Origin of the sequence: Paenibacillus sp. GYB006 (genome assembly GCF_036577645.1) — a bacterium.
GTDB lineage: Bacteria > Bacillota > Bacilli > Paenibacillales > Paenibacillaceae > Paenibacillus.
This window is the reverse complement of sequence record NZ_JARBDA010000001.1, coordinates 267,607-292,463: the sequence shown is the minus strand read 5'-3', so window position 1 is coordinate 292,463 and position 24,857 is coordinate 267,607. Positions and strand designations below refer to the sequence as shown.

The 24,857-nt window shown below is 38.6% G+C and carries 24 protein-coding genes; 9 read left to right on the top strand and 15 right to left on the bottom strand.

The genetic code is table 11. The features are described from left to right. Nucleotides 1-5 precede the first annotated feature (5 nt). Together PV403_RS01380 and PV403_RS01375 are read right to left on the bottom strand one after the other, a co-directional pair. Nucleotides 6-395: a hypothetical protein gene (locus PV403_RS01380; RefSeq protein WP_332083358.1), complete on the bottom strand. Its 390-nt coding sequence runs from the start codon at nt 393-395 to the stop codon at nt 6-8. A gap of 130 nt (nt 396-525) precedes the next feature. Beyond that, nucleotides 526-900, bottom strand: coding sequence for a DUF6508 domain-containing protein (locus tag PV403_RS01375; RefSeq protein ID WP_332083357.1), 375 nt, complete (start codon nt 898-900; stop codon nt 526-528). A gap of 181 nt (nt 901-1,081) precedes the next feature. Between PV403_RS01375 and PV403_RS01370 the strand changes: the two genes are divergently transcribed. Beyond that, nucleotides 1,082-1,474 (top strand): hypothetical protein, encoded by a 393-nt coding sequence (locus PV403_RS01370; RefSeq protein WP_332083356.1) that lies wholly within the window; start codon nt 1,082-1,084, stop codon nt 1,472-1,474. Between the two features lie 158 nt (nt 1,475-1,632). Here PV403_RS01370 and PV403_RS01365 read toward each other — a convergent pair whose 3' ends face one another. The 6 genes from PV403_RS01365 to PV403_RS01340 form a co-directional block, all read right to left on the bottom strand. After that, nucleotides 1,633-1,794 (bottom strand): hypothetical protein, encoded by a 162-nt coding sequence (locus PV403_RS01365; protein WP_191797393.1) that lies wholly within the window; start codon nt 1,792-1,794, stop codon nt 1,633-1,635. A 166-nt stretch (nt 1,795-1,960) separates the two neighbouring features. Beyond that, complete coding sequence (locus PV403_RS01360) at nt 1,961-2,506, bottom strand: ATP-binding protein (RefSeq protein ID WP_332083355.1); 546 nt, start codon at nt 2,504-2,506, stop codon at nt 1,961-1,963. Between the two features lie 147 nt (nt 2,507-2,653). Beyond that, complete coding sequence (locus tag PV403_RS01355; RefSeq protein WP_332083354.1) at nt 2,654-3,622, bottom strand: hypothetical protein; 969 nt, start codon at nt 3,620-3,622, stop codon at nt 2,654-2,656. 117 nt (nt 3,623-3,739) lie between these two features. Further along, nucleotides 3,740-4,471 (bottom strand): DUF695 domain-containing protein, encoded by a 732-nt coding sequence (locus PV403_RS01350; RefSeq protein WP_332083353.1) that lies wholly within the window; start codon nt 4,469-4,471, stop codon nt 3,740-3,742. 196 nt (nt 4,472-4,667) lie between these two features. Continuing rightward, complete coding sequence (locus PV403_RS01345; protein ID WP_332083352.1) at nt 4,668-4,997, bottom strand: DUF3024 domain-containing protein; 330 nt, start codon at nt 4,995-4,997, stop codon at nt 4,668-4,670. Nucleotides 4,998-5,231: 234 nt separating this feature from the next. Further along, nucleotides 5,232-7,442, bottom strand: a complete 2,211-nt coding sequence (locus tag PV403_RS01340; protein ID WP_332083351.1) for an S-layer homology domain-containing protein — start codon at nt 7,440-7,442, stop codon at nt 5,232-5,234. 303 nt (nt 7,443-7,745) lie between these two features. Here PV403_RS01340 and PV403_RS01335 point away from each other — a divergent pair, with 303 nt between their 5' ends. The 4 genes from PV403_RS01335 to PV403_RS01320 all read left to right on the top strand — a co-directional run bounded on the left by PV403_RS01335 (nt 7,746) and on the right by PV403_RS01320 (nt 11,365). Next, nucleotides 7,746-8,357: a hypothetical protein gene (locus tag PV403_RS01335; protein ID WP_332083350.1), complete on the top strand. Its 612-nt coding sequence runs from the start codon at nt 7,746-7,748 to the stop codon at nt 8,355-8,357. Between the two features lie 169 nt (nt 8,358-8,526). After that, complete coding sequence (locus PV403_RS01330; protein ID WP_332083349.1) at nt 8,527-9,369, top strand: sialate O-acetylesterase; 843 nt, start codon at nt 8,527-8,529, stop codon at nt 9,367-9,369. Further along, nucleotides 9,366-9,905 (top strand): PadR family transcriptional regulator, encoded by a 540-nt coding sequence (locus tag PV403_RS01325; protein WP_332083348.1) that lies wholly within the window; start codon nt 9,366-9,368, stop codon nt 9,903-9,905. The genes PV403_RS01330 and PV403_RS01325 overlap by 4 nt, the downstream gene beginning before the upstream one ends. 719 nt (nt 9,906-10,624) lie before the next feature. After that, entirely contained in the window at nt 10,625-11,365 is a 741-nt protein-coding gene (locus tag PV403_RS01320; RefSeq protein WP_332083347.1) for a hypothetical protein, read from the top strand. 180 nt (nt 11,366-11,545) lie between these two features. Here the strand turns inward: PV403_RS01320 and PV403_RS01315 are convergent, their stop codons facing one another. The 6 genes from PV403_RS01315 to PV403_RS01290 form a co-directional block, all read right to left on the bottom strand. Next, nucleotides 11,546-12,184 carry a hypothetical protein gene (locus tag PV403_RS01315; RefSeq protein WP_332083346.1) on the bottom strand — a complete coding sequence of 213 codons (639 nt, stop codon included), beginning with the start codon at nt 12,182-12,184 and terminating at the stop codon, nt 11,546-11,548. A 214-nt stretch (nt 12,185-12,398) separates the two neighbouring features. After that, on the bottom strand, nt 12,399-12,851 hold the full coding sequence (locus tag PV403_RS01310; RefSeq protein ID WP_332083345.1) for an NUDIX domain-containing protein: 453 nt from the start codon (nt 12,849-12,851) through the stop codon (nt 12,399-12,401). Between the two features lie 214 nt (nt 12,852-13,065). Then, nucleotides 13,066-14,142 carry a hypothetical protein gene (locus PV403_RS01305; protein ID WP_332083344.1) on the bottom strand — a complete coding sequence of 359 codons (1,077 nt, stop codon included), beginning with the start codon at nt 14,140-14,142 and terminating at the stop codon, nt 13,066-13,068. A gap of 251 nt (nt 14,143-14,393) precedes the next feature. Then, the gene (locus tag PV403_RS01300) at nt 14,394-15,500 is read right to left on the bottom strand and encodes a hypothetical protein (protein WP_332083343.1); all 1,107 of its coding nucleotides are present in this window, start codon (nt 15,498-15,500) and stop codon (nt 14,394-14,396) included. A gap of 234 nt (nt 15,501-15,734) precedes the next feature. Next, complete coding sequence (locus PV403_RS01295) at nt 15,735-16,598, bottom strand: hypothetical protein (protein ID WP_332083342.1); 864 nt, start codon at nt 16,596-16,598, stop codon at nt 15,735-15,737. Nucleotides 16,599-16,820: 222 nt separating this feature from the next. Then, a complete protein-coding gene (locus tag PV403_RS01290; protein ID WP_332083341.1) occupies nt 16,821-17,213 on the bottom strand; it encodes a DUF6979 family protein in 393 nt (130 codons plus the stop codon). Between the two features lie 475 nt (nt 17,214-17,688). On the opposite strand from PV403_RS01290, the gene msrA reads away from it, so the two are divergent. Continuing rightward, on the top strand, nt 17,689-18,207 hold the full coding sequence (gene msrA / locus PV403_RS01285) for a peptide-methionine (S)-S-oxide reductase MsrA (RefSeq protein ID WP_332083340.1): 519 nt from the start codon (nt 17,689-17,691) through the stop codon (nt 18,205-18,207). 476 nt (nt 18,208-18,683) lie between these two features. Then, entirely contained in the window at nt 18,684-18,866 is a 183-nt protein-coding gene (locus PV403_RS01280; protein WP_332083339.1) for a hypothetical protein, read from the top strand. A gap of 163 nt (nt 18,867-19,029) precedes the next feature. Here the strand turns inward: PV403_RS01280 and PV403_RS01275 are convergent, their stop codons facing one another. Further along, nucleotides 19,030-19,599, bottom strand: a complete 570-nt coding sequence (locus PV403_RS01275) for an NUDIX hydrolase (RefSeq protein ID WP_332083338.1) — start codon at nt 19,597-19,599, stop codon at nt 19,030-19,032. A 197-nt stretch (nt 19,600-19,796) separates the two neighbouring features. Between PV403_RS01275 and PV403_RS01270 the strand changes: the two genes are divergently transcribed. Next, a complete protein-coding gene (locus tag PV403_RS01270) occupies nt 19,797-21,539 on the top strand; it encodes an SWIM zinc finger family protein (RefSeq protein WP_332083337.1) in 1,743 nt (580 codons plus the stop codon). Continuing rightward, nucleotides 21,536-24,514, top strand: coding sequence for a DEAD/DEAH box helicase (locus tag PV403_RS01265; protein ID WP_332083336.1), 2,979 nt, complete (start codon nt 21,536-21,538; stop codon nt 24,512-24,514). The genes PV403_RS01270 and PV403_RS01265 overlap by 4 nt, the downstream gene beginning before the upstream one ends. The last annotated feature ends 343 nt before the right edge of the window (nt 24,515-24,857 follow it).

The window sequence follows — 24,857 nt, the reverse complement described above, 5'->3', positions numbered from 1 at the left end:
TGTTTTTAATATAAATCCCATTCACTAAACTTGTCAGAGTACCCAATGAACACTTCCAGTTCATCAGGTATATATTTACGATCCATATAATAAGCTGTTAATCTCGCATGACCTTCAAGTACAACTACTTTCGAAGTAGCATTCATCGCAACAAATATTAGCTTTGGGAACACTTTTCCATTCTTGATTACTGCAGAAATATCATGAAATCCTTGATTATTTAATCCAAATACTTCAACATTTTCGATAATATTCTTTGAAGCGTGAATAGGAAGTCTCGTACCACTTGATAATTCATTCCAATAACTATAATTGATATACATCACTTCACTTAGATCTTGCTTCTGAAAAGCGGCTTTATACCATGTAACTTCTCCTGGAAAATTTTCAAACAAATCGGTATTGCGGCAGAGTAAAACTCTCCAAACAGAAACTCCGCAATTACTAAATCTTCTTGAACTTGACCAATTAATCTCACGGATTTAGCCTCCATAAACTTAGATTGCACAGCATTTATTCTCTGCATTACTCATTAATCAGTTCTTGAAGTCTTAATAAAATATCAGTAACATGTCCTTTTAGTATCACATCAATAAAAAGACCTTCATTAAACCGATCCCCTCGAATATAACTAGTCATTAATTTCCTAAGGGTTTCTAAATCTGCATTCCTAATTTTATCTTTTACATTATTATTCACATTTTTAAATTCATCATTTTCAGTAATCCACTGAACCCAATCAAAAACGAGTAGAAATTCGGTATCATATAGTTCTTTTCTAAATTGACTTACTTCTGGGCTTTCTATCCTCCAACCCTTGCTCTCAGTAAAAAAGACACTACGGTCATTCTGAAAGAACTCAAGATAGTTTGTTAATCTCTTTATTTGTAATACATCCATTTTCGAACTACCTGCTCCATTCTATAAATAAAATTTGTTTTACTAATGAGGGCGTACATCACAGCATTAAACAACGAAAACAGTGGAGATTTTAAACGGGATTGCTTATCCAAACATTATTGTTTAAACTTAACACCGAATAGATAATTTAACACTATTTGGAAAGTATTAGGAGTGAATTATGGAAAAATTCAAGAAAGAATTTATCCTTAATACTTTTATCATATCGATGGTTCTGGCTTTGATTTCGGGCTGGATTGGAGCAAAAATAGTTGTAAACCATTCGGTATTAAGCAATAGAGACGATTGGGCTGTGCCCTTTTTTGTTCTTTTCCTTATCTTATATGCCTTTAATCTTGCGATGAGTATCGTTAACTATGTAATTGCGATAATGGTTAACAACTTCATTTTACGTTTGCTCATATTTAATATCTTAGGTTTAATCATCGCTGTCATCGCTTGGGTTTCCAAAGGTGGGAGTGTTTATTTAGCAACTTTCATTTATTCAACTTTTATTGTTTTTTCTATTGTGGCTTTAGTCATCAACCAATCAAGTGGTAACCCTCAAAAGTAACAAGCAGCATATAAAAGGAGTTCTAGAGAATTTCTAGAACTCCTTTTTGTGAATTGCTTATTTACTGATCATGATTTTACGTATCTGTATCAATCCACTTGTTCGGAAATTTTGCCATACGATGTCATGTAAATAGAAGTTATGTTTGCACCGCACCTTTATTTTTTGCTCTTCTTTGATGCAATCCAGAAGACGAGTATCACAATGGGAATAAAGATAAACCATGGAATGTTGATCGTGCTTTGTGTGATTAACGCGAGAAGCATCAATCCGATGACACCAATAATAAGCCAGAGACACCCTCTACCAAACGTTTCCACGCGTGTAATTCCTCCCCTCTAATAATGGGATTGCAATTTCTAGATCAACTACAATAACTGTATGTCATTAATGAGGTTCACATACCAAGAATACAGGGAGCTTTATGGACTTGGTTATTATCAATATTCTCCTCGCATCAACTATCAAAATAGATGGTTGGAGGTTTCATTTCAGATGGATTGCTATGATTTGTTGAATAACTTCTGCTGTATGATCGGGGTCCTTAATGACAAATATATAATTTGCTTCATCTATACTGGGCTGTATTTCTGGCGATTGTTCTTGTCTCTCCAATACTTCCAAAAAACTTGATGCACTTCTAAAAATAGCTTTGCTTCTTCCAGTTTGTGTAACACGATCTTTTAGTAGACCTGAAGGTAAATCAAAGTAAACAATCATACTTTTAAATCCTTTCTCATGAAAATATTGGAGTAGGTTTGCTCTCCCCGATTTATTCAAATTGGAGTTACTTAAAATGATGTGGAAAGTGCTTTGCTCTATAGCATAGTTCACAATGGTATCAGTTACAGAGAATTTTAAAGTGTTTGGACCCTCTATAGGACGAAGTTTCTTGTAATGCTGATTAATAAATTCAGCATGATTATCCTGATCAATGACAATGGATTGTTGTAATACAGATTCTAATTCTTTGGCAAAGGTGGTTTTGCCGCTATGCGTTTTTCCAACCGTCATGACTACCAAGCGATCCATAAGTTTCCCCTTCCCCCTATTTCTATTATGGTTTCTTTTTTATCATCTTCGAAGCGGAAGCATAAATAAATCTTCCCTCAAAATAAAAAAACGTCATAAATCTCATTAAGAAATTCATGACGTTCAATAAAATATTTATGTAAATCTTTATTCATCCCAATCCCAATCTTGATTATAGAATACAAGAGCCCCAGTCGGTACACCAGGAGATGGAAAAAGACGAAAATCACGATCGTTTGCTTCCCTCGAATATAAGAATATAGAATTCGAAGAATCAGCATAATAATTTTCATGATATCTACCTTTTTGAAAATGATGCTGCTGTATATCTTTCTTCTCGAGATCAGTAGATAGGATTGCACTATAACACTCACGTTGTTCATTACTAGCAATCACTTTAAAGAAAATCCTTTGATTTAAATATAATGGATTTGTTACATCCTTATCATGGTTGTATTCCTTAATTCCCTCTATTATTGTTGATAATTCACCACACCGAAGTTTAAAGTCACGGAATTTCAAAAGAGATTTAGCATCTTTCAAAAAGATTGAAATTTTACCGTTTTCAACATCAAGCAGCTTTATTCCATTCAAGTTGCTGTACAAAATAGTTCGATCATCAAGCCAACAGTATGATCTGCAGGATACTTTGAAATGTTCAGATTCATTTGTGGTCATATTATAAAGACAAATTCGTTGTGAGTCAGACTTCCACCGCAAATATGCTAATTTTTCTTTCGAGGGACTTATGGATAAATGAATTGGTGCGTAAGAAACTCTACTAAATTTATGGATAGGCTCAATTTGACTTGTCGAAATAGTAATCCGAGAGATATACTTCCCCGTATTTATTAATAAATGGTCATGGCTCAACCAGACAAGATCTGTTCCATTTATTCCTTCAATTATCGTATTACCATCCTCGGAGTTACCAAGCCCTATGATCTCTAGGACACTTTCCCCATTAAGCAATATTCCTGAAATAGCAACTTTTATTTCATCTTCATCTAAAGCAAGTCCATCAATTTGACTAAATTTACTTACATCGAATGTCTGCAAAACAGTACCATTGCTAATGATTATTTTTTTATCCGCAGTTATCTTATATTGAAACATAAGTGACCTCTCTCTTTGTTTTGCTATGCGAGGATTTTCGATAACGTTCAGGTATTCACGAATTCCCCAGGAAGTTGTCACTGAATCTACTACATGCCAAAATCCTCTTCTTATCATCTACTTAATAACCATGGATTCCCAGCCATCGTAATCTCCATTACATTCTTCTGCTAAATCAATAAGGCTGTCCGTAACTTCATTTATTGAATGGAAGTCGACATCATCATGACGATATATCTGAGAATAGATTTCTTCATCATTAGAAGGATTGGAACTGATATTGAAACTGAGAAGTTTAACCTTAGCTTCAAAGCGATCTTTATCTTCAGTGGATTGAAAATAGATCCAGTGATCTACCCTTCTCGGTTCTTCTAATTTATCTCCTGATTCTCGTAACTGTTCGACAACATTCCTATTCCCCATATGTTGTTTTTGATATTTGTTGGGATAAAGGAAATCAAAATAAAAATCCCAAGGATTTTCTTCTTCCATATTATGAACCTCAATCTCATAACCATGTTCAAGGAAATACTTTTCTGCTACTTTTTCTAGCTCATACTGTTTAGAAAAATAATAAACTACATCTCGTAAACCATCGGTAGTTATCCTGCCAACATTAAACCCAACATCTATAATCTCATTATTGATTCTTTCTTCTAGATCATTGATCAATTCAGCCTCATCATTAGTAGGAATGCCGCTTTCTCCTGGATTCTTGATTGGTATTCTTAATACCTTTGGATACGGATACTCAGATTTATCAATCTCCTTCCAGATATCCATATCCAACACAATTGATGAAAATTTATCTTCAATCTCACAAAAATAGATGTCCCAATGATCAGACATATAGAATTATACCTCCTTAGGGAATTCCGCCTAACGTTCTTGTATTCACGTTGTCCCAACCCTAACTTCCGACTAGCGATAGTTAGGATTAGAATGTGTCTGCTAAACCCCTCACTAAATTCATCAAGCAGACCAAGACTCCGCAAGAAGCCGATGTTTGAATAGTATGTAATGAGAACTCATTGACCTTTTCAAGTTACCCCCAAAACAATCCATTATGCCCTTCATCCACGATCTTTAACTGTGTTTCAAAATCTTCTTTTGGTTCTATGTCATCTATAAAATGCCATTTCCCTTTACTGTCTTGCCAATATATTTTCCATTCCTTTTCATCTAATCTAAACTGAGCTATAGGCATCTGCACCCATTGATCACTTTTGTAGCCTTGTCTTTCTTCAATTAATGTCACATGTTTTCCTCTGATCTTATAACTGATTTTAATCTGGCTTTTCACATGTTCTGGTACTGCATTTTCAGTGTACTTGTCCATGATCTTCTGAATTCGTTTCTTCGTAAAATCATCCATGTATTCTGTCTCTCCTGCCTTAATCCGTTTTGCTTTGATTATATCACGATGATGTCTCATAACGTTCTTGTATTTACGAGCCTAAAGGGCAGGCAACAAAATTTCCGGGTTATCAAACTTAGCAAGTTGGATGTGAAGCCTCTCCGAAAAATCTCGCCATCTTACATTCTCAAAAAGTAAAAGCGAGGAAAGCAAATCGCTCCCTCGCCTTTGATATTCTATTTTCATTATTTATTAGTTTGCTGTGTTACGGCTTAAAATAGCCGCTGTCTGTGCCCGTGTGATATTCGTATCTGGCTTGAAGGTACCGTCCGGATAACCGTTCACAATCCCTTGCTTAACCGCCCAAGCTGTAGCAGCAGCATAGTATTTCGTGCTTGTTACATCTGGGAAGCCAGAATCCGCCGTGATATCCGGTGAACCGGCCATGCGGTAAAGAACAGTAACCATCATTCCGCGGGTCATATCTTCATTAGGTCGGAATGTACCGTCCTTGTATCCTTCCACAATTCCCTGTTCAGCAGCCCAAGCAACAGCTTTAGCATAGTACTTATCGCTAGACACGTCGGAGAATGCAGCATCTCCTGTAACGTCTGGAGAACCAGCCATACGATACAAGATCGTAGCCATCATTCCGCGAGTCAGGTTCATATTAGGACCAAAAGTAGTACTCGACATACCGTTCATCAAGCCCTTATTTACTACATTAGTGATATCGTCAGCGTACCATGCATCCGCAGCCACATCAGTAAACATAGAACTAGCTTTAAAATCAGAAACGCCAGAAAAAGCATTCACTTTATCCGTCATGTAAAATACAGTGGATGCCTGACCTGTGGAACTCTCGCCGTTTGCTCCTGGCATTTCGCCATCAGGCGGCAGTGCAGGTCTTTCACTATCATCAGGTATTTCAGGTCTTTCACCATCTGGCATTTCACCATTACCAGGCGCTTCGCCATCAGGTAGTTCAGGTCTTTGACCATCCTCAGGAAGTGCAGGTCTTTGACTATCGTCCGGAATTTCAGGTCTTTCACCGCCTGGACCTCCCATGCCCACATCGGTACCAGTGTACTGCTGCTTCGTCGCCTCTGCAGAGAAGCCTGTTACCGTGGAAACATCGTACAGACCGTCTACTTCTTTACCGTTAACATCACCGCCAACATAAATGTTGTACGACTGACCTACCTGAAATTCAGGACTACTGATCACAGCACCCTGGTAGCCTCGGTAGTTTTCACCTGAGGACTCGTCCTTTTCAGGGTCATAAGCAAATACGACTTTTCCTTCTAAGTCAGTAACAATAATCGCTTCCTCGGCATTTTGAGAAGAAGCAAACTGAAGGTTCATTGTCACTTGCTCAGAATCACTTTCAGCCCAGTCCATAGTGGAACCAGTCGCAACTACATAACCGCCATTAATATAGCTACCTTTGTCGGCATCTAGACCCGAGTCTGATTGAGGCTTAGCTAGGGAAATCACTGTTCCGCCGTTAATGACTAGATATCCGTTAGAATCAATTCCGTCACCTTCAGATCCCAAACCTGCCACAACATGCAGACTTCCGCCGTTGATCGTAGTAACAGAGACACCATCTTCATTCGTATTGATACCATCGTCCTGAGACTGAATGTTGATCTTACCGCCATTGATGGTTAGATGCATCTCTGTATCCATACCTTCGTTGTCGGCAGTTAAGTTTAACACGCCTGTGCCCAGCTTCTCACCATTCACATTCATTGACTGAACGGAATAGAACGCACCGTCATACTTATATTTTTTCTTCTTCTGATCATTGTCTTTGTAAATACGTGCTACATGAGAACCGCTAATATTATTAACAGAGCCGTCAGCCAGAATTACATTCGCACCCGCATCCGTTGTATCCTGAGTGGCAGAAGCTGTGTATTCTTTGGTCTCTCCGTTATCGTAAGCGACCCAAGCCTGATCACTCTCATATACATTGTAGAAAATGACAGCCGGAGCAATGGTACAGTTGATATCTGCACCGTCGAGAATCAAGTTTACAACAGCCGTAGGGTCTGTTCTGCGATCTTCGCCAAGGTCAACTACAATCTGACCGTATGACAGCTTACCGGAAATTCGATAAGTGCCCTCTTTCGTAATCGTTACAGCAGTGTGAAGTGCAGCTTCCTCCTCGGAATGCTTTTCATCTTCAGTTCCTTCCCCATAGGGATTTCCACTTTCATACGTATCCTGGTCGTGGTAATAAATAATCTCCCCACCGACGTAAACAGGTGATTTCGAATCCTTCGATGCAGCCTCACCGTCTACAGTAATACTATCGTCGCTGAGGACAATATCAACCACATCCGTTTCATCTACAGTTGTTTCCGCAGCCATAGCCGGACTCACCCATAGAACCGCCAGCATAACCATTGCTAGTGTTAGCGACAACATTCGTCGCAGGCGAAAACGATTCCTCATAGCAAAATCTCCTTTTTCTCCGCAGCCAGTAAAAAACCGACCACCTATTATGTATACTTTTTGGCGGGAATAAAGGTCCGCCGTAAGTAACATTGATTAGTTTAGTAGATAAACATTAAATAGTTCTTAATAAAAACTTAATAAAAAGTAAGATGTTTTTGTTATTCATAACACTCTATCCGGCTTCGAAAGCAAAATAAATAGGAGTAACATTTGTCTATTTACCAAAATTAGTATATTTTTAAACTAATTCCTTTTTGCTGAACAAAGGGATGATCTCCTAACTAAAAGGCGGGGTTATTTTTGAAGAAAAGATTTAAATATATTGGGATAGCTCTATTAGCAGTGACACTTATTTCCGCGACTGCTGTTATCTACTCTAATAATCAAGAAACTGCCGCTGAGTCTTATAACCAGGTTACCAACTTATCTGCTAATTCTCTCAAATTACAAGATATTGATAAGTTAGACGAGTATGTCGAGCTGATCGTAGTAGGTTATGCTACGGAAGATTTTTTTGATAGAGAGCATAAAGTAAAGGTATATGCAGACAGTTACCTACAGGATTTCTCCACTAGAACTAATATTAAAATCGATAAAATAATAAAAAAGCCAGCTGACTTTCCAGGAGACCAGAAAGAGTTGACTATAATTGAACCTGTAGGTCTTCATAAAGAAGAAAAGCTTACAACGGGAAATTATATAGAGTTGAAGAAAGATGAGCCAAGTGTGATTTTTTTGATGAAGAATAGTTTCGGTGATTACTCTTTAGTCAATGATAACTTAGGTAAAATCTTGTTGACTGATGAGGAACCGAATGCCCCTTTGCAAGCTCTAACAAAATCGGAACTGTCAGAATACAATACATTCCGTAACTCGGTATTAGAGAAATATGGCTTGAACGAACAACAATAAATAAAGGGAACTGCACAGAATCAAACTGTGATCGTTCCCTTTTCACGTTTTCTTAGAGAAGAGTACGTTATTGAGCACTTTCAGATTCAATTGACTACAGTTTAAACAGACTGTACAATAATTTAGTCTAATTAGACTATAGTAGTAAAGTAAAGGAGTCAAGACTAAAATGATAAAGTCTTTCTTAATGTTAGGTCAGTCGAATATGGCGGGCCGTGGATTTCTGCATGAAGTCGATCCGATCTATAATGAAAAAATAAAAATGCTGCGTAATGGACAGTGGCAGATGATGACAGAGCCAATTAATTATGACCGTCCGGTTTCGGGTGTAAGCCTTGCGGCGTCTTTTGCTGATGCCTGGTCGAAAGCCAATCCCGAGGAAGAAATCGGTTTGATTCCTTGTGCGGAAGGTGGCAGCTCGCTAAATGACTGGCATCCAGATAGCATCCTTTTTCAGCATGCTTTGTCCCAAGCCCGCTTCGCCCAATGTTCCAGTCAAATCTGCGGAATCCTATGGCATCAGGGTGAGAGCGACAGTTATCATTCGCTGCATGAAACTTATTACGAGAAGTTAACCCATATCATGAACACCCTAAGAAACGAATTGAATCTTGATGAGGTACCGCTAATCATTGGTGGACTTGGTGATTTCCTTGGGAAAAGCGGTTTTGGGCAGCACGCGACAGAATATCAACAGGTCAATGAACAATTGCAGCGCTTCGCCACCGAACAGCAAAACTGCTATTTTGTAACAGCGGCAGGTTTGACCGCAAATCCTGACGGTATTCATTTGGACGCCGTTTCGCAGCGGAAATTCGGATATCGTTATTACGAGGCTTTTTCAAAAAAGTGTCATGTCCTGGAACCCATCCCGGGAGAAGAGCAATCGCTGAATGTGAAGCGTGATTATTCAAAAACTGAACAGATTTACCTTCATAGCATGGATTTAGCTTCGGGTAAAATTACGTACGCAGAATTCGAGGCCCAAATGGCGAAAGTGATGCAGCCATGATCCCCTTACTCATTCTTGGCTTGCTCATCCAAAATCCCGGCGCTCACGGATACGAACTACTGGCCTTAATGGAAAAACGTCATTACAAGTACATTGTAAACTTCACAAAAGGCTCGTTTTATTACAATCTGCAACAGCTTGAAGAAAAAGGTTGGATCGAACAGATTCAGCAGAAACCTTCAACCAGTGGGCATGAAACTCGGAACTTTAAAATCACCAAATCAGGAATGGCTGAATTCGAAAAGTTAATGGTCAAATATGGCACCAAATCAGAATATGTGAACCTGCAATTTTATGGGGCACTACTGTTTGCAGATGAATATGACAAAAACAAATTGCTCGAACTTGTCCAATCGCAGATTGACCAGACTAAAGCTCGAATCGCCCTTCTTGATGAATATCTATTAAGCACACCAGAGCTTCCCGGCACAATCAATTACTTCCGTCGCATGAACGAAAACTCACGTTCCCATCACTTAGTTAACTTAGAGTGGTTTGAACAATTGAAAGCAGACATAGAAGGACCTGTTGCATAATAAAGATGCTGCTCTTCACGCAAACCATCCCTGCCTAAAGCGACCAACGTGAACAAACGTCAATCGTATAGAAACCAAGTGAAATTTATTGTGAATTTGTAAGTTATAGAGTGCTTTTTCACTCCATCGGCGGTCATTCTTGGGGTGATTCTTTCTCTTATTGTTATTACATGATAAAAATAGGAATATAAATAATCGGGATCTCGTCTTTTATTTCCATGGCTTCACTCCTTTAGAAGGGAAGCCATGCCCACCCAAGAATCAATTGTAGTTATATTTTACCTTTATAGCATCTACAAGCATTCTTATTATGAATTTGAGATAGTATTTTTTATTATTAGAGGTTTTATTATTAATTAGAACCCTCTCATATATTGCTCAGGTATTTAGGATTGTCAACATTAAATCAGGCAACCTTTTTAAAAGATCTTGGCGATATTGAACAGGCGTTATATATCCTAATGTCCCATGAATACGATGTAGTTGAACCAATTAACATAATCGTACAATTCCAGTTCAAGATAACGGAGACTTTAGAAATTCATCTGGTTTTTAAACTCGTTTCCGCGGTCCGTATAGAACCCGAAGTCCGTAAGGCTGAATGCGTGAATTTTGTATTAGCGGATTTCAATGTCATCCTCAAATGAGCCCCAAAGTGCATAGGACAAAATGATGTACGCATAAGCATCCTTAAAGACTTATAAATGGAGGGGTTGCTTATGTCTAGAACAGAGATAATATCGATTCCTCTAGATCAAATACATCCCGATTTCCAGATTAAAATAACAAACGAGTACGTAAAGCGTATGAAAAAGAGTCAGACTGATTGGCTCAATTATGATTTACTACTAGCTGTTGAAAAAAAGCCGAATCAAGAAGGATATAGATTAGTTGGAGGATTTGATCGCTACTACTATCTAAAATACAACAGTAACCAATCTGCTGCTCCATGTTTACTTGAGGAACCCACTGAAGACGAGATGCTTAACTTGAAAATATTACGACGTTTATTTAACAAGGGTGAAACTGTAAAGGAAAACAAAGTTATTGTATTACGACAACTACAATTACTAATGACTCCAATTAGCAAGATAGTGAGTAAGACTGGATTTAGCCGATCACAACTAGAGAATGAGTACGTATATAACGCTATCATCCCCCTAGAATACCGAACCAAAGATGCCTCAAAAAAGACTCTTAATTGGATTGCTAACTTAGAAAGTCCTCCCTTTAATAAAGAAATAATCAACTTCTTGTATAAGAGAGCCAACGAAAAAGATTCAACAAAAAGACTCACGCTACAGAGTATGGAACTATTAAAAAAACTATTTAAAAATGAACCCTTATTCTTTACCCTTGCCGTATCTGAACAGGAAAGAATACTATCCCGAGCGATAAACTTCAAAGGCAACTTTCTTCAACTTTTAATAAAAGACATCCATGAGCTACTGGATAGATGAATTAGTATATTGCATTGATTTACGATAACGTTCCCTGTGTTCACGAATCCGAAAGATTTAAGGTGCGCAGCACGGGTGGCTTCGCCACTTAGCCTTGCAGGGTTGATTTCCTGATTCGCTCCCTAGCTTCATAACTACTAGCAATCCGAGGACCGAATGGTCCGGTGCGTGAAAATGATGTTAGGTGAGGTTGTCGTTTCCTTGAATATACCCAGTCCACATATCTCCTGTATAAATAAAATATGATCTCTCAATCTTCCCATCTATTATTACTTCATTTATTCTATAAGCTTTTTTTCGTATTTCATTAATTTCTTCTATTATCTCTAAGTCACTTTCCCAAACATAATAACCATTGACACATCTATCCCATTTGAATTGATCTAAATTGGGATGTTTTGGACTAAAAGGAGATTCTTTCGATTCTTTATTATGTTCAAATAGATTTTGATAGTACTCAATTTCACTTCCAATGGCTGCAACTACTTGTGAGTCCATAAATTCAGGGTCAGCCAACCATATCTTTAAATAATACGGTTCCTTCAATTCTTTTAATTTGTCTTCCCAAGCAAGATAGATTTCAATTAATTGATTAAACACCTGTTTTCTGAATTTATAGGATGGATTTTTTCTACCCCATGTCTTTGAATTAATCTGATACAGATTATAAAACGGTTTAATCCATATCTTCACATATTCTTTTTCATGTTTTAATAAGGATTCAATATCAAGTTGTTTATGATATTCTGTCCATGAAGAAAGTCTTCGCGCTTTCTTCTTCATTCCTCTTATTTTCTTCTTTATTGATGTTGGCTTCATGAATAACCCCTTAAATAATAATCTCTTCGGCAATTTCACCTAACGTTTTGTATTCACGAACCCTCACTGGCTTAAGCGTGAAGCGCGGGTCCGGCGGACTTAGCCAGTGCAGGGCTGTCACCTGATCCAACTTCTCTGTTATCCCTCCTGGTGACCGAGGGCGAATGCCCGATGCGTGAATATGGTGTTATGTGATGGGAATGCCTTCTCTGAGTCAACTGAAAAATTCTCTTATGTATGTCTTTGTAATGTCTCTTCTATATTCTTCATCTATTAAATGTATTTGGTCATTATTGATCCATTGGTATTTGAATAGAGTTTCTTGGTCTTCCCCATCTCCTGAACCAATAAATTCCCATTTATGAGGTAGGTCTCCATTAGTCATTAGAAGAAAATCATGTCGTTCGACAATTGAATCTATAAATACTTTATAATATTGTTGTACTCCGAGTTCCCTAACCAATATTAGATTCGTTAATCCAGATTCCTCCAATATCTCTCTATACAATGCCTCTTCAATAGTTTCATTTGGATCAATATTTCCTCCAGGTAATCTAAATAAAACTCCCGGAACATTAGAGTAAACTAATAATTTCTTTCTTCCTATTTGATCTGATTGTAAAATAAAACCGACCGATTTTTTCTTAACTAGTTTATCATGCTTCATAGAAATACTTCCTATTAATATAGTTTTTAACATATTGCTTGCCTTTCACATAACGTTCCTGTATTCACGACCCAGCGCATGCTGGGTGTCCGACGCATGTCGAACCCAGGACGAATGTCCGCAGAGTGAACATTATGTTATCAGATGGTCTTGCCTTCCTACAAATTGATTCCCCCAATTATATTTTAAAATTTTATTTCTCTATTATATGACATTAATCAAAAAATGTAGTTATCAAAGCGCCTAGCAATCCTCCTGAAACCGCTGCTATTACTGTAGCTGACATAACGTATACATTCAATTTTTGGTTTTCATAAAGTTTAATGAGTTCTGTCACTTGCTTAGTAGGAAAGTTTATCCGTTCATCGATTTCTCGATCTATATACAAAATAAAATGAGTAATATTCCTTTTGCTTTTCTGAATATACGATTTATATATAATTTGATCTTTTTCAAAATAGCTAATGTTAATAAATAACTCATTTATAATCTTGTTAGTTTTGAAAAAGTTTTTGAATTGTTTCCTATCTTTCTTTATCTCTACTAATGTATCAAGATTTCTTTCAATCATACTCCATTTTCTATGTGTCACAGAATCAGAATGTTTCAGTTCGTAAAAAAATCCAAATTCACTGAGGGTTTCAAGCAATATTTCTTCTAAAGCTTTTGCCGCGTTAATATATTTATTATACGAAATAACTACTTGGTCATATCCTTTTGCTTCAACAATTGAAATTGAAAACGGCCTCTCAATTTGATCATCTTTCTCTATAAAGAAATCTGCGTGGAAGGGGCTGGGCCCAAGTACTTGAAAATCAATAAATGATTTCGTTTTAGAAAGTTCTTTTCTTAAAAATTCTCGGACAAGAATTACCGCAGAGGATGGAAAAACATCATTATCCAAAGGATCTAATAATTGTATGATTGCCACAGGAAAATAGTAAGTGTAATTAATTAAAACCCTAAATCTCTCTGTTTTAAACAAGCTTTGCGTTTCGCCTAAATCTTCTTGAATTCTTTTAGGAATAAAAATATCAAATGAAATTTTTAAATCTTCTATGTATGGTTCAAGAGCACCACCATTTGATATACCTCTATTATTAGGAGAAATGAAAATATCTTCAGTGAGATCATAATCTTCTTCATAAAATTCAATATCTATTTCACTTATACTAGATATTGATTCAAGCATTTTTTGAAGCTCATTAAAATATTTTCCCATAGTTGTATTAGTTCCAGTCTTTAAGCCAAAATGAAAGCATCCTACTCCAAATGCAATTTTAGAATCCACTTATTTATCTCCCATCTCCATTTAAAATATAGAATTTCTTTTAAATAATTAATTCTATTAAGTATCATTTTGATTGTCTGCAAGACTTTCTGATAACGTTTGGCATTCCTGACGTTCAAGCAGCTTAAGTGACCGTAGGAACGGGTCGTCAGACTTAGTGTCGCCTGATTACGCTTCTCTAGAATCCCCTTGGCGACCGAGGAGCGATAGCGAGAAAGCAAGAATGTTTTGTTAGGCGAAGGATCAACTTCTTAGAACTGCTTCCAAAATTTCTTCACATCTTTTCTCGTTATTTTTTTATTTCCAAACAGATTTCTAACTCTTTTTCCCTCAGACTCATCATAAAAGTAGTAGATTATTTCATCTATTTTTTGGTTGTTCAGGATCTCTCTGAATATGTGGTTATCATTGTTAGGCGAAAGACCCAATATTGTGATTGAACCTTCAATATCAGAAAACTTTTGAAGAGCATCATATTCTGAAAAAGACATTTCCGGATTCTCAAGTTTCACCATAATTGATTCATACATATTCCTAACAATTTGATTATCTGATTCTTTCCACTCTTCAATTTCAGACATAAGTTCGGGTTTTGTTTGCACACCATCCACAAATTTTGAAATTGCTACATTCGCTGACTTTCGCATATTAATAATAAAATCTTTTGTTTCTCCTGAGTAAGTTGTCAATGCATTAGAATACAAATGATCATATCCCGACACAATTATCGCACTATTCAGTGGTCTATCACTAAGCTGATTTCTTAAACTATCTGGGTTATAAACATCATCTAAAATATGAAATGCTCCATGTAAATAAAGAACTTCCCTATCACTAAAAACCTCAATATTATTATCATAATTTGTTGTAAATATATTATTATATTCTTGAAAATAACCTCTTAATCCAAGAGGATAATTTTTATGAATCATATTTATTTTACCTGAGTTGTATATAGAATCTAATAGAGATACTCTTAATGCTTCCCTAGTATTATATTTCTCTGGATTTACAACACCATTTTTAATACAGACTAAGTTATGTATAAAAAAATAATCTTCAAATCCAAGAGAATGGAATGTTGTGTACCAGTTTCTATTTTTGTATCTTTGTTTAAAATCTGAAAGTGCCATGTTTTCATTTTCAGTCACGACATAAAGATCATATACTCCATCAAGAATATTATTCAATTGACTAAATAAATATTTAATCCATTGCTCAAGTTCCATTGGATATATTTCCTTCGGAAAAGTTTCTTCTTTAATATTGTTCACTACTCTTTGCAGAATGTTAGAATTTAAGTAATCACTTCCACCAAATTGTATCGTAATCCCATTACCAATTAGTATGTTTTTCATTTAAAATCCGCCTTTCGTGTGTGATCTCACAATTGTCGTTGTGTTACTTGTTACTGATCTTTCGCCTAATGTTTTTGAATCTACGAACCCGAAAGGCATAAAGCAGCGTAGCAACTGGGGATTGGCCTTGCAAGGATGTCTGCCTGATTCTAATTCCCTGGTAGACGAAGGAGCATGCAACGCGGCGTAGATATAGTGTTAAGCGTTGTTCTTTATTGACTTCTATCTATGGTGTTATTCCCCTTTAATTATTTCAACTATTTCATCAACATCATAACCTCTTAATATTTCGTTCTGAATTCTATATAATAGCGTATGATATTCATATTGACCATCTATTATTAATCTCTTAAGTTTGTTAAAAACACTAAAGAAATCATCTGGTGATATTGGCAAGTTTACAATTAAATCAAACATTTCAATAATTCTTTCTTTTGAGAAATTATTACTATTTATAAGTACTTCAAATGAATATAATGAATAGAATAGTTTCATTGCATTACTTAAGTTTGTTTGATTAACAACTCTTATAAGTTCTATTACTTCGATTGAATCCTCAAAATAATCAATATTTATCCGTCTATATGAAAGAAACCTAATACATTCAGATCGATCTAATACGCTTAACAATTTTGTATTTGTAGTTTGATTTGCTATATGGTTTAATTTTGATTTCGTATTATCAAAAGGTAAATGTGGATATTTGAGAGCCGCTTCAATTAATATCTCTTCATTCTGTGCTGCTAATCTAATTGAAGATACCGAAAACACAATTATATTGAAAATAACATAAAAAGAAATAAATACAATGAAGTATCCTTTATTCCAATCAGTTGAAAACACTGTGAAAAGACCTAAAACAAAAGATAATGTTGTTTCAGAATAACTTTTTGATTTTGCATATACTCCTATTGATACTAACGTGATAATCAAACAAAGAACAAAAATCATTGAAGTTTTACTACTTTTAAATGCTTCAATTCCTAAATATATAACATAAATCAGAACAAGAAAAAGCCACTTGTTCTTTCTAAACAGCTCTGTTACTACATTAATAAATGCTAACCACACATTATTAAATGATTTTGTTATTCTCATTGCTACCTCCCTATTTTTCATAGCTGTATTTCACGGTACTCTCGCTTAACGTATTCGTATTCACGACGCGAGCCGGCCTTAGATAGCTCCTATCTAAGGCCGGCTCGTGTGTCATCTGAGTTAACTTCCATGATTATACATCGGACGATTAAGGGGCATAAGCACCTCAGCGTGAATATATTGTTATGTGATTCAGTTGCGATCATTGAAATTACTCACAGATTAGTCTTGTATGTATTTCTTCTTATAAAGGGCGTTAACGACTTCCATCTGGTAATTGTGTGACATTCCACTACCATTACTAACTCTGTACCATAGTTTTTTAGTATCTTCTAATAGTTCAGGTTGTTCCTTTATTATTTCAGTCGCCTTTATCGCATAATTCTTATTTTTCGAATTTCTTCTTGTATTATATATTCCTTTTGGAATTCCTTGAATATATCCCTCTTCACATAATCCTAAAAAGGCATTCTTTGGACAGCCCTTTTTATGTCCCCATGATCCCTCGCCGAACAGTTCTGAAGTAGCAATGTCCCATGCTTTTACTGGTGAATCAGTAACACCTTGATAAACTAACTCGACCGCTTTTATAGCTGCCAGGTCATACTTACTCAATATACACGCCTCCTTGAGTTGCTTTCAAAAAAACTTCTTTATCTCTGAACTACGTAATCGTCACAATCATCATATTCTCACGAACCTCAACAGCTATTAAATTATAGCTCAATTTTAATATATTGTAATTTATTTTTCTCTAAAATCCTCCTTCATTCGTCCCAGCGGACTTGGGATCCTTTTAGATTTTTCTCTAGCTTAGATGAGGGAGTGTGACCAAGCAATTCTTGAATGTACCCGAGATTCATCCCCCTTCAGTAAGTGTGTGGTGAAGGAATAACTAATAGAAAGATGCTACTTTCTTTTGTTTACAAGACTCTATTAAAGCTTACACAAACATTTTCTATAATAATCTCTCTCTTAAATGTTTCCCTTTGATCTTGCTGACACTTTGTACCAACTCACGTTTTTGGTATACTGAACTCTATTATCTTTAAGCTAAACCAACTACGACATATCGAAAGAGGTAGAACCTATGGAAAAAGCTACTTTTGCAGGAGGATGCTTCTGGTGTATGGTCACTCCCTTTGAGGAGCTGCCCGGCATTCATGGCATTGTATCAGGATACATGGGAGGATCGGTACCGAATCCGACCTATGAAGAAGTGAAAAAAGGAAGCACGGGACACTATGAGGTTGTACAAATCACGTTTGATCCAGATGTTTTTCCTTATGAAAAACTGCTTGAACTCTACTGGCCGCAAATTGATCCAACTGATCCAGACGGTCAATTCCACGACCGGGGCAGTCAGTACAGAACCGCCATTTTCTATCATAACGAGCGGCAGCAGGAGCTTGCCCTCCAATCGAAAAAGGAAGTAGCAGACAGCGGACGATTTGATAAGCCGATTGTAACGGAGATTTTACCTGCGGAAACGTTCTATCCTGCCGAGGATTATCATCAGAACTATCACAAGAAGAATCAGAAGCACTATAAGGAAGACCGCGAGAAATCAGGTCGAGACGAATATATATCAGAACATTGGGAGAACTAAGATTTATAGTAAAATCCTCATATTAAGAAATGGTTAGAGTACATTAGTAAATATGTAATGCAAAAGAGCCTTTCTCACACTCCATTCGGAGGGCACTGCTTACTGTTTTTGAAACAGGGAGCAGCCCGAGAAATAAGGCTCTTTTGTTATGAGTACTTTCTCTTTTATTATGAGTCTCTTCTCTTTTGTTATGAATACACCTTCTCTTGTTATGCATTCCCCTCTTGTAAGACATGTCCTCACAACCCGAATAAATATAATTAATATCAAATGGTACCCAGCTGGCTTGCAAGCAGCATTTGGGAATCTATTTTGAAGCAGGCACCTTTCATATTACATATGAAAAGGCGACAAATCCTTTGTTTATAAATGAGATTAAATGGTTAATAATCCATCTGATGTATGATACCTTTGGTTCATTACAAGGATAAGAAGTTTGATGAAACGGTACTATATAAGAGTAAGGAGTGAGTCTTATGCCTTTTCCTAATCACCATTTAACTCCGAATGACGAAGAGGTTGCCAAGAGAAAAGTAGAAGAAAAAGAACAAGAAATTTCCAATCATTACTCGGTAGGAAGCAATCTGCTAATGTCATTCATGGTTGCTGCCATTGTTCTCGCCGTGATAATTGGGATCTACTACTGGCGTATGCATTAACGACAGATACCTGCTTTTGGTCGCTTTCAAATTGATTCCTTCTAATCGGTGATCGAATCTCTCCCTGCCTAATCAGTGAACTCCCACGTTCCCTCTAAAAAGCCAGGCAGATGACTCACTCTCTATCTATCTCTATGTATCTCTATGCATCTGTTCTATTCTCTTATTCCCCCATACTCTCATAGCTCATTCTAACCCGATGTGCCAGCTGGTACATCTCTGCGATATCATATCTACCTATCCCCTCAAACCTACGTACGGCCTCATCAATATCAACGAGTTCTACCAAGGATACTTGTTCCCCATCTGCTGGATTCAGAGGTTTGCTTACTAACTTCACCTCTCCATATCCGAGCAGTCTTACAAAATGCGGATGCGGAATATGTGCGCGATAAGGAGCCTCCAACGTTGATGTACACTGAAAATGACCAAATGGGTGGTAGCTGATGAGTTCTGCGCCGATCTCCTCCATTAATTCTCTTCGTAGTCCATCCATGTACGCCTCTTTCGGCTCGAGTGTTCCGCCAATCAGTTCCCACCTGCCATCTTCTAGCTGCATGACTACATACTGATCTCCCACAACGGGAATGATGCTGATGTTACTGATTAGCTCTTCATTTTGAACTCCATCCAGGCAAAATTTCGCCGTAACGGTTCCCCAACATATTACACCTGATAGTGTGGCAAGCTGCTGTAATTCATCTTGGTACTGTGCATGGTTATATGTATGCATCCTTTATGTCCCCCTAGTCTTATGATCTCTTCCCTATTATATGTCATTATCTAACTCCACCTTCTGCTGTCAAAGTTGCCCTTCCGAACACATACCGTTATCCTAAATATCAGCCCTCTTTTTCATTAGAGGAAATTTCTCAAATATATGAATTTGATTATAATAGATAAACACTACACTCCCATAGGAGATTAATAATGAACTTAAAATATATGCTTGATGAAACAGAGTGGCAAATGCTCATTCAAAGGATTCGGGAAAGCTTCAATGATATTACGATAAAACGTGGATTTGAACAGTATAAACAAGAGCTTGCCCATCTTATGAAAATATCCAATCCCGAACATATAGAAGGCTTTGTTGAAGGCAAGGACGAGGAGCGGTACCAAGTTACGCTCAATCTAGATACTTTATCCGAGAGTCATTGTACCTGTTCCGTTCCATCCTATTGTAAACATATGGTTGCTGTACTTCTTGCTTACGTGAATCAATATGGACGATCTGTTCATGCGATTGTAAATAGCCATTCAGTAGCGACGCTTACCCAGCAAGATAGACCGGCCCATCTTACGAGTCCTGCTAAAACAACTAATCAACAACCTGCAAATGCAGGACCAACTACAGAACAAAATGCAGAACTAAATGTAGCACTAGATGTAGAACCAAAGAATAGTCTTCGCAAAAGAAACACCGCTGAACAGTTACAACTGCAGGAGCTAGCAAATAAGTTACCTTCCATGCCCATCCAAGATTGGCATGCTTTTTTCAAGCTGTGCACCTCCTCCGTAGGAACGGACAGCCCGAACGTTCAATATGCACAGGAAGCTCTAGCTTCCATTTATAAACAGCAACCTGAGCTTTCACCTGTCTTGGACCAGATGTATAAGCTCCATGCACAATTGTTTGTGCTTGATAAACTGGTAAGGCCCCTGAAAAACTCAAAAATACACCGAAATGTGTTCATCGGTTTTCACACACAGGTTGCCGCAGATGATGTACAGAAAGAAATAACACGGATATTGACTGAGCCGTTTAGGATCGGAGACGAACTGGAGCTTTGGTCTCGTGTGTCAGAAACTTCTGACTACTTACGGAGCCGTATGCTGGTGGAATCCAATAATCTCCGTTATTTTTCCGCGACTTATGATCTGCTCTGGTTACACTGGATTCATCCTAACCTTAAAGACAAATCAATGTACGAAGAGGAACTAGAACAGTTAAGATCGGCGGAAAATGAGCTTAAAACCTCGCTTGCCAAGCTGCCCTGGTTGTTAGCTCAAAGCCAAATCCACTTCTTTTTAGATCAGGATGAACCTGCTTTAGACCTGCTTCGGCAAGCTAATGACAAAGGAGTTATTCCTCCTGAGCGCTTCTTTCTCTTTCTGCAGATACTATCTAAAAAAGAGCAGTGGTCACGGCTGCAAGACTGGCTTCTCGCCATCGGTCCGATGATGCTGAGCAGACCTCGGGAGCAGCATATTCAGGCGTATGTGAACCTGTGGGAACAGGTTATTCAGCATTCCTCAAGTTCCGATTCTGAGCAGCATTTGTGGGACAGCCTCGTCCGCATGCTTCCTTATTCAAGGAAGATATATGAAGAAACCCTGCTCGCTCATAGCAAATGGCAGCAGTGGATGGATTTTCAGTTAAGCAGCGGTACAGAGCCTCTGGATTTCCGTGTCACCGTTCTAAAACCGATAGAGAAAAATGCACCCGAACTGCTATTGCCCTTCTATCATCAAGCGGTTGAAAGATATATTCTGCTTAAAAATAGAGATGGCTATAAAGCAGCCGTGAAACTACTAAAACGATTATCTAAACTGTATCTAAAAATGAAACAAGAAACACGCTGGGAAGAGTTCATCACTGCTTTTGCTAACCGTCATAGTCGTCTGCGTGCGCTGCAAGAGGAGCTTCGAAAGGGGAAACTGATACCATGAGTCAATACACAGAAACCATTACCGTCCATATCAGTCTCAGCACCTATGGAGATGCTCTGATTTACGGTTTGACCGCAGCAAACAGATACGTATCCGGAATGGAATTAAAACATCGCCTATTTGCCTGGCACGAGCCATCGATGTATGGTACGGAGCTGGAAATTAAACAGATTGAAGAGGTTGAACTCATTATTCTCCCCGCAGAGCATGTTCTCCCCTTCTTGGCCGAACGCAGGCTGCTGCAGCATATCGAATGGCAGTGGGATGAAGAAGCAGCGCAGTGGATTGAGTTTGCCTCCATTTTGAATGTATGTATTGAAGAAAGACAATATATTCCTAGCTTTACTGCCTTCCGGCAAGGAAAACTCGCCTGGACCTGGGACACAAAAACATTAACTACAGCAGCTACCGCTGCATTAAAGCAATTAAAAGATAATCATCCAAGCGATTATGCCGGATTAAACGCAGCTTTCTCGTCTGCCGTGTTTTATCGCTATTATGGAACCGAAGTTACTGCTTCCGATCTACGCACAGAGTATCCATTACTCTTCACCAAAGATCGTGCAGTGGCTGGTATAAATGAACAAGCCTGGCTCGTTTCGATTGGCTGGAGAGCTGATGCTGCTCCCTTCCGTCTCTTATTACAGTTACTCGAACCAGACGATGATGATCCGTCATGGCGACTTAAGCTTGTATTACAAGATAAAATCGATCCCGTGATTCTTATTCCTGTGCGCCTTGCTGAAGATGGACATGTATCTGGCGGGTGGCCGGATTCTTGGTCAAGTCACATTATTGAACGCTCATCTGGATGGTTAGAGCATTTACGTGCAAGTCTGCCTAAGGAACAATGGGCCGAACATAGCGGAGATGTCCTTAGTAAACCGCTGTCCGATGAGGCCGCTTGGAAATTCCTAACGGTAGACAGCCGTCGTTTATTAGAAGCAGGCTGGCAGGTACTCCTTCCTGCTTGGTGGGAAGCGGCTAGTCGCAGACGTCCTAAGCTTCGGGCCAAGGTTCGAGCAGATGAAGGGGATAGCGAAGGACAAGCAGGCAAAGGGAAGTCATTTTTCGGACTAAATTCCATCATTCAATTCGATTGGCGTATTGCCATTGGAGATGCTCAGTTCACCGAAGCGGAGTTTGCTGAACTTGTGGCTCGCAATGAGCGATTAGTGCAGTTTCGAGGACAATGGATTCCGCTTGACCCGGCTCTCTTAGCACAGATTTCCCAAGCAATGGCAGGGGTAGACAGCTCGCAGGGGTTATCTTTTCAAGATATATTACATCTGCATCTACTCGAGAACAGTCAAGTTTCCTATAGCGGACGTGCCCCAAAAAAAGCAGATCAAGAGGATGATGAGGACAATGAGCGCATTCAGATTGGTGTCGAGCTCAATGAACATCTGACAAGGCTTATCAACCAATTAGGGCGCCAATCCGAGTGGCCGAAGCTCAGCGTTCCAAATAATCTACAAGCGGAACTGCGAACGTATCAATATGATGGTTTTTCGTGGCTTGTCTTCCTGCGTAATTATGGTCTAGGAGCTTGTCTGGCAGATGACATGGGCCTCGGTAAAACGCTGCAGTTTATCACTTATTTATTGCATCTAAAAGAGACCAACGCAGCTGCAGATCCCGTAAATCCTTCCCTTCTGATATGTCCTACTTCGGTACTCGGCAACTGGCAGAAGGAAATTAGCCGTTTCGCTCCGTCTCTTCGGGTCAAGCTCCATTATGGAAGTAATCGCGCGAGCGGTGATGATTTTCAGGCGCTTCTCGGGCAAGCGGACGTCATTATTACCTCCTTTGCCACAGCAACGCTTGATCAAGAATTACTGAGTACAGTTACGTGGGAATCGCTCTGTTTGGACGAAGCTCAAAATATCAAAAATGCACAAACGAAACAATCCACGGCTGTCCGCAGCTTCCAAGCGAAACATCGGATCGCGCTTACGGGAACGCCTATAGAAAACCGGCTCTCGGAACTTTGGTCTCTCTATGATTTTATAAACCCAGGTTATCTGGGAACTGCACGAGCATTTAGTGCTCGGTTCATTCAGCCGATTGAGAAAGACCAAGATGAGCAAAAGACGATTCAACTACAGAAACTCGTCAAGCCGTTTATGCTCCGCCGGAAAAAGAAGGATCCTGCGATTCAGCTTGATCTACCTGATAAGAATGAGATGAAAACCTATATTAAACTTACTGCCGAGCAGAGCGCTCTCTATGACCAGGCCGTTAACGACTTAATGAACAAAATGAAAGAGCTGGAGGGAATCGAAAGAAAAGGAGCCATACTTTCAACCCTTACCCATTTGAAGCGGCTCTGCGATCATCCAGTATTGTTAACAAAAGAGTCTATCCCTGGTATTCAGGACGATCCGGACAGTCCGTTTAACACGGACATGTTAATCAGCCGTTCGTCCAAACTTGAACGCTTGCTTGAGATGGTCAGAGAGCTTCGTGAAGAAGGCGAACGTTGCCTTATTTTCACACAGTATATCGGTATGGGAGAGATTCTGAAGCAGACGCTTCAGCAGGAACTGCAGGAGCCTGTACTTTATCTAAATGGGAGTACTTCCAAAATGGCTCGCGACCGGATGATTGAACAGTTTCAATCCCAGTCCCTGCCGCCTGCTGAACAACCAAACGTATTTATCCTTTCGATTAAAGCGGGAGGCGTAGGGCTTAACCTGACAGCAGCCAATCATGTGTTCCACTTTGACCGCTGGTGGAATCCAGCCGTAGAGAATCAAGCAACCGATCGTGCTTACCGTATGGGTCAGACCAAGGACGTACAGGTACACAAGTTCATCGCGCTGGGTACGCTTGAGGAGCACATTGATGAGATGCTGGAGAGCAAACAGCAGCTAAGCGACAATGTCATATCCAGTACGGAGAGCTGGATTACCGAGCTGTCGACCGAGGCGCTTAAAGATCTGTTCACGTTACGGCGTGATATCACCGGTTAACTTCAGCCCTTATTTAGCCCTTATAAAGCAGCTTCAAGTAGCTTTCAGTGTATACCAAAGTACACCCGCACCTAGTAGAGTTAACCATAACGATTTTGAACATCAAAGAAGAGGTCCCTGTTTAGAAGTACAGGCGGCCTCTTCTTTGTTTGCTCTTGTTTGTTTGCTCTTGTTTGTTTGCTCTTGTTTATTTGCTCTTCTTTTTAGCGTTACGCTTGGAGAACGGACAAACTGTACCACCTCAGGTGGTTAGATCCAGCCCAATAAGAGGTAATACGGCACCGGCTTCAGACAAGAAAACAAGGTCATTAATACGTGCGTTACAACAAAAAACCACTATCCT

Bases quoted from the DNA above. Each gene is read 5' to 3' on its own strand.
- PV403_RS01340 (WP_332083351.1), bottom strand. From the start codon at position 7,442: ATGAGGAATCGTTTTCGCCTGCGACGAATGTTGTCGCTAACACTAGCA.
- PV403_RS01350 (WP_332083353.1), bottom strand. From the start codon at position 4,471: ATGTCTGATCATTGGGACATCTATTTTTGTGAGATTGAAGATAAATTT.
- PV403_RS01345 (WP_332083352.1), bottom strand. From the start codon at position 4,997: ATGGATGATTTTACGAAGAAACGAATTCAGAAGATCATGGACAAGTAC.
- PV403_RS01265 (WP_332083336.1), top strand. From the start codon at position 21,536: ATGAGTCAATACACAGAAACCATTACCGTCCATATCAGTCTCAGCACC.
- PV403_RS01325 (WP_332083348.1), top strand. From the start codon at position 9,366: ATGATCCCCTTACTCATTCTTGGCTTGCTCATCCAAAATCCCGGCGCT.
- PV403_RS01300 (WP_332083343.1), bottom strand. From the start codon at position 15,500: ATGAAAAACATACTAATTGGTAATGGGATTACGATACAATTTGGTGGA.
- PV403_RS01320 (WP_332083347.1), top strand. From the start codon at position 10,625: ATGTCTAGAACAGAGATAATATCGATTCCTCTAGATCAAATACATCCC.
- PV403_RS01360 (WP_332083355.1), bottom strand. From the start codon at position 2,506: ATGGATCGCTTGGTAGTCATGACGGTTGGAAAAACGCATAGCGGCAAA.
- PV403_RS01330 (WP_332083349.1), top strand. From the start codon at position 8,527: ATGATAAAGTCTTTCTTAATGTTAGGTCAGTCGAATATGGCGGGCCGT.
- PV403_RS01275 (WP_332083338.1), bottom strand. From the start codon at position 19,599: ATGCATACATATAACCATGCACAGTACCAAGATGAATTACAGCAGCTT.
- PV403_RS01310 (WP_332083345.1), bottom strand. From the start codon at position 12,851: ATGAAGCATGATAAACTAGTTAAGAAAAAATCGGTCGGTTTTATTTTA.
- PV403_RS01370 (WP_332083356.1), top strand. From the start codon at position 1,082: ATGGAAAAATTCAAGAAAGAATTTATCCTTAATACTTTTATCATATCG.
- PV403_RS01355 (WP_332083354.1), bottom strand. From the start codon at position 3,622: ATGTTTCAATATAAGATAACTGCGGATAAAAAAATAATCATTAGCAAT.
- PV403_RS01270 (WP_332083337.1), top strand. From the start codon at position 19,797: ATGAACTTAAAATATATGCTTGATGAAACAGAGTGGCAAATGCTCATT.
- msrA (WP_332083340.1), top strand. From the start codon at position 17,689: ATGGAAAAAGCTACTTTTGCAGGAGGATGCTTCTGGTGTATGGTCACT.
- PV403_RS01295 (WP_332083342.1), bottom strand. From the start codon at position 16,598: ATGAGAATAACAAAATCATTTAATAATGTGTGGTTAGCATTTATTAAT.
- PV403_RS01315 (WP_332083346.1), bottom strand. From the start codon at position 12,184: ATGAAGCCAACATCAATAAAGAAGAAAATAAGAGGAATGAAGAAGAAA.
- PV403_RS01280 (WP_332083339.1), top strand. From the start codon at position 18,684: ATGCCTTTTCCTAATCACCATTTAACTCCGAATGACGAAGAGGTTGCC.
- PV403_RS01375 (WP_332083357.1), bottom strand. From the start codon at position 900: ATGGATGTATTACAAATAAAGAGATTAACAAACTATCTTGAGTTCTTT.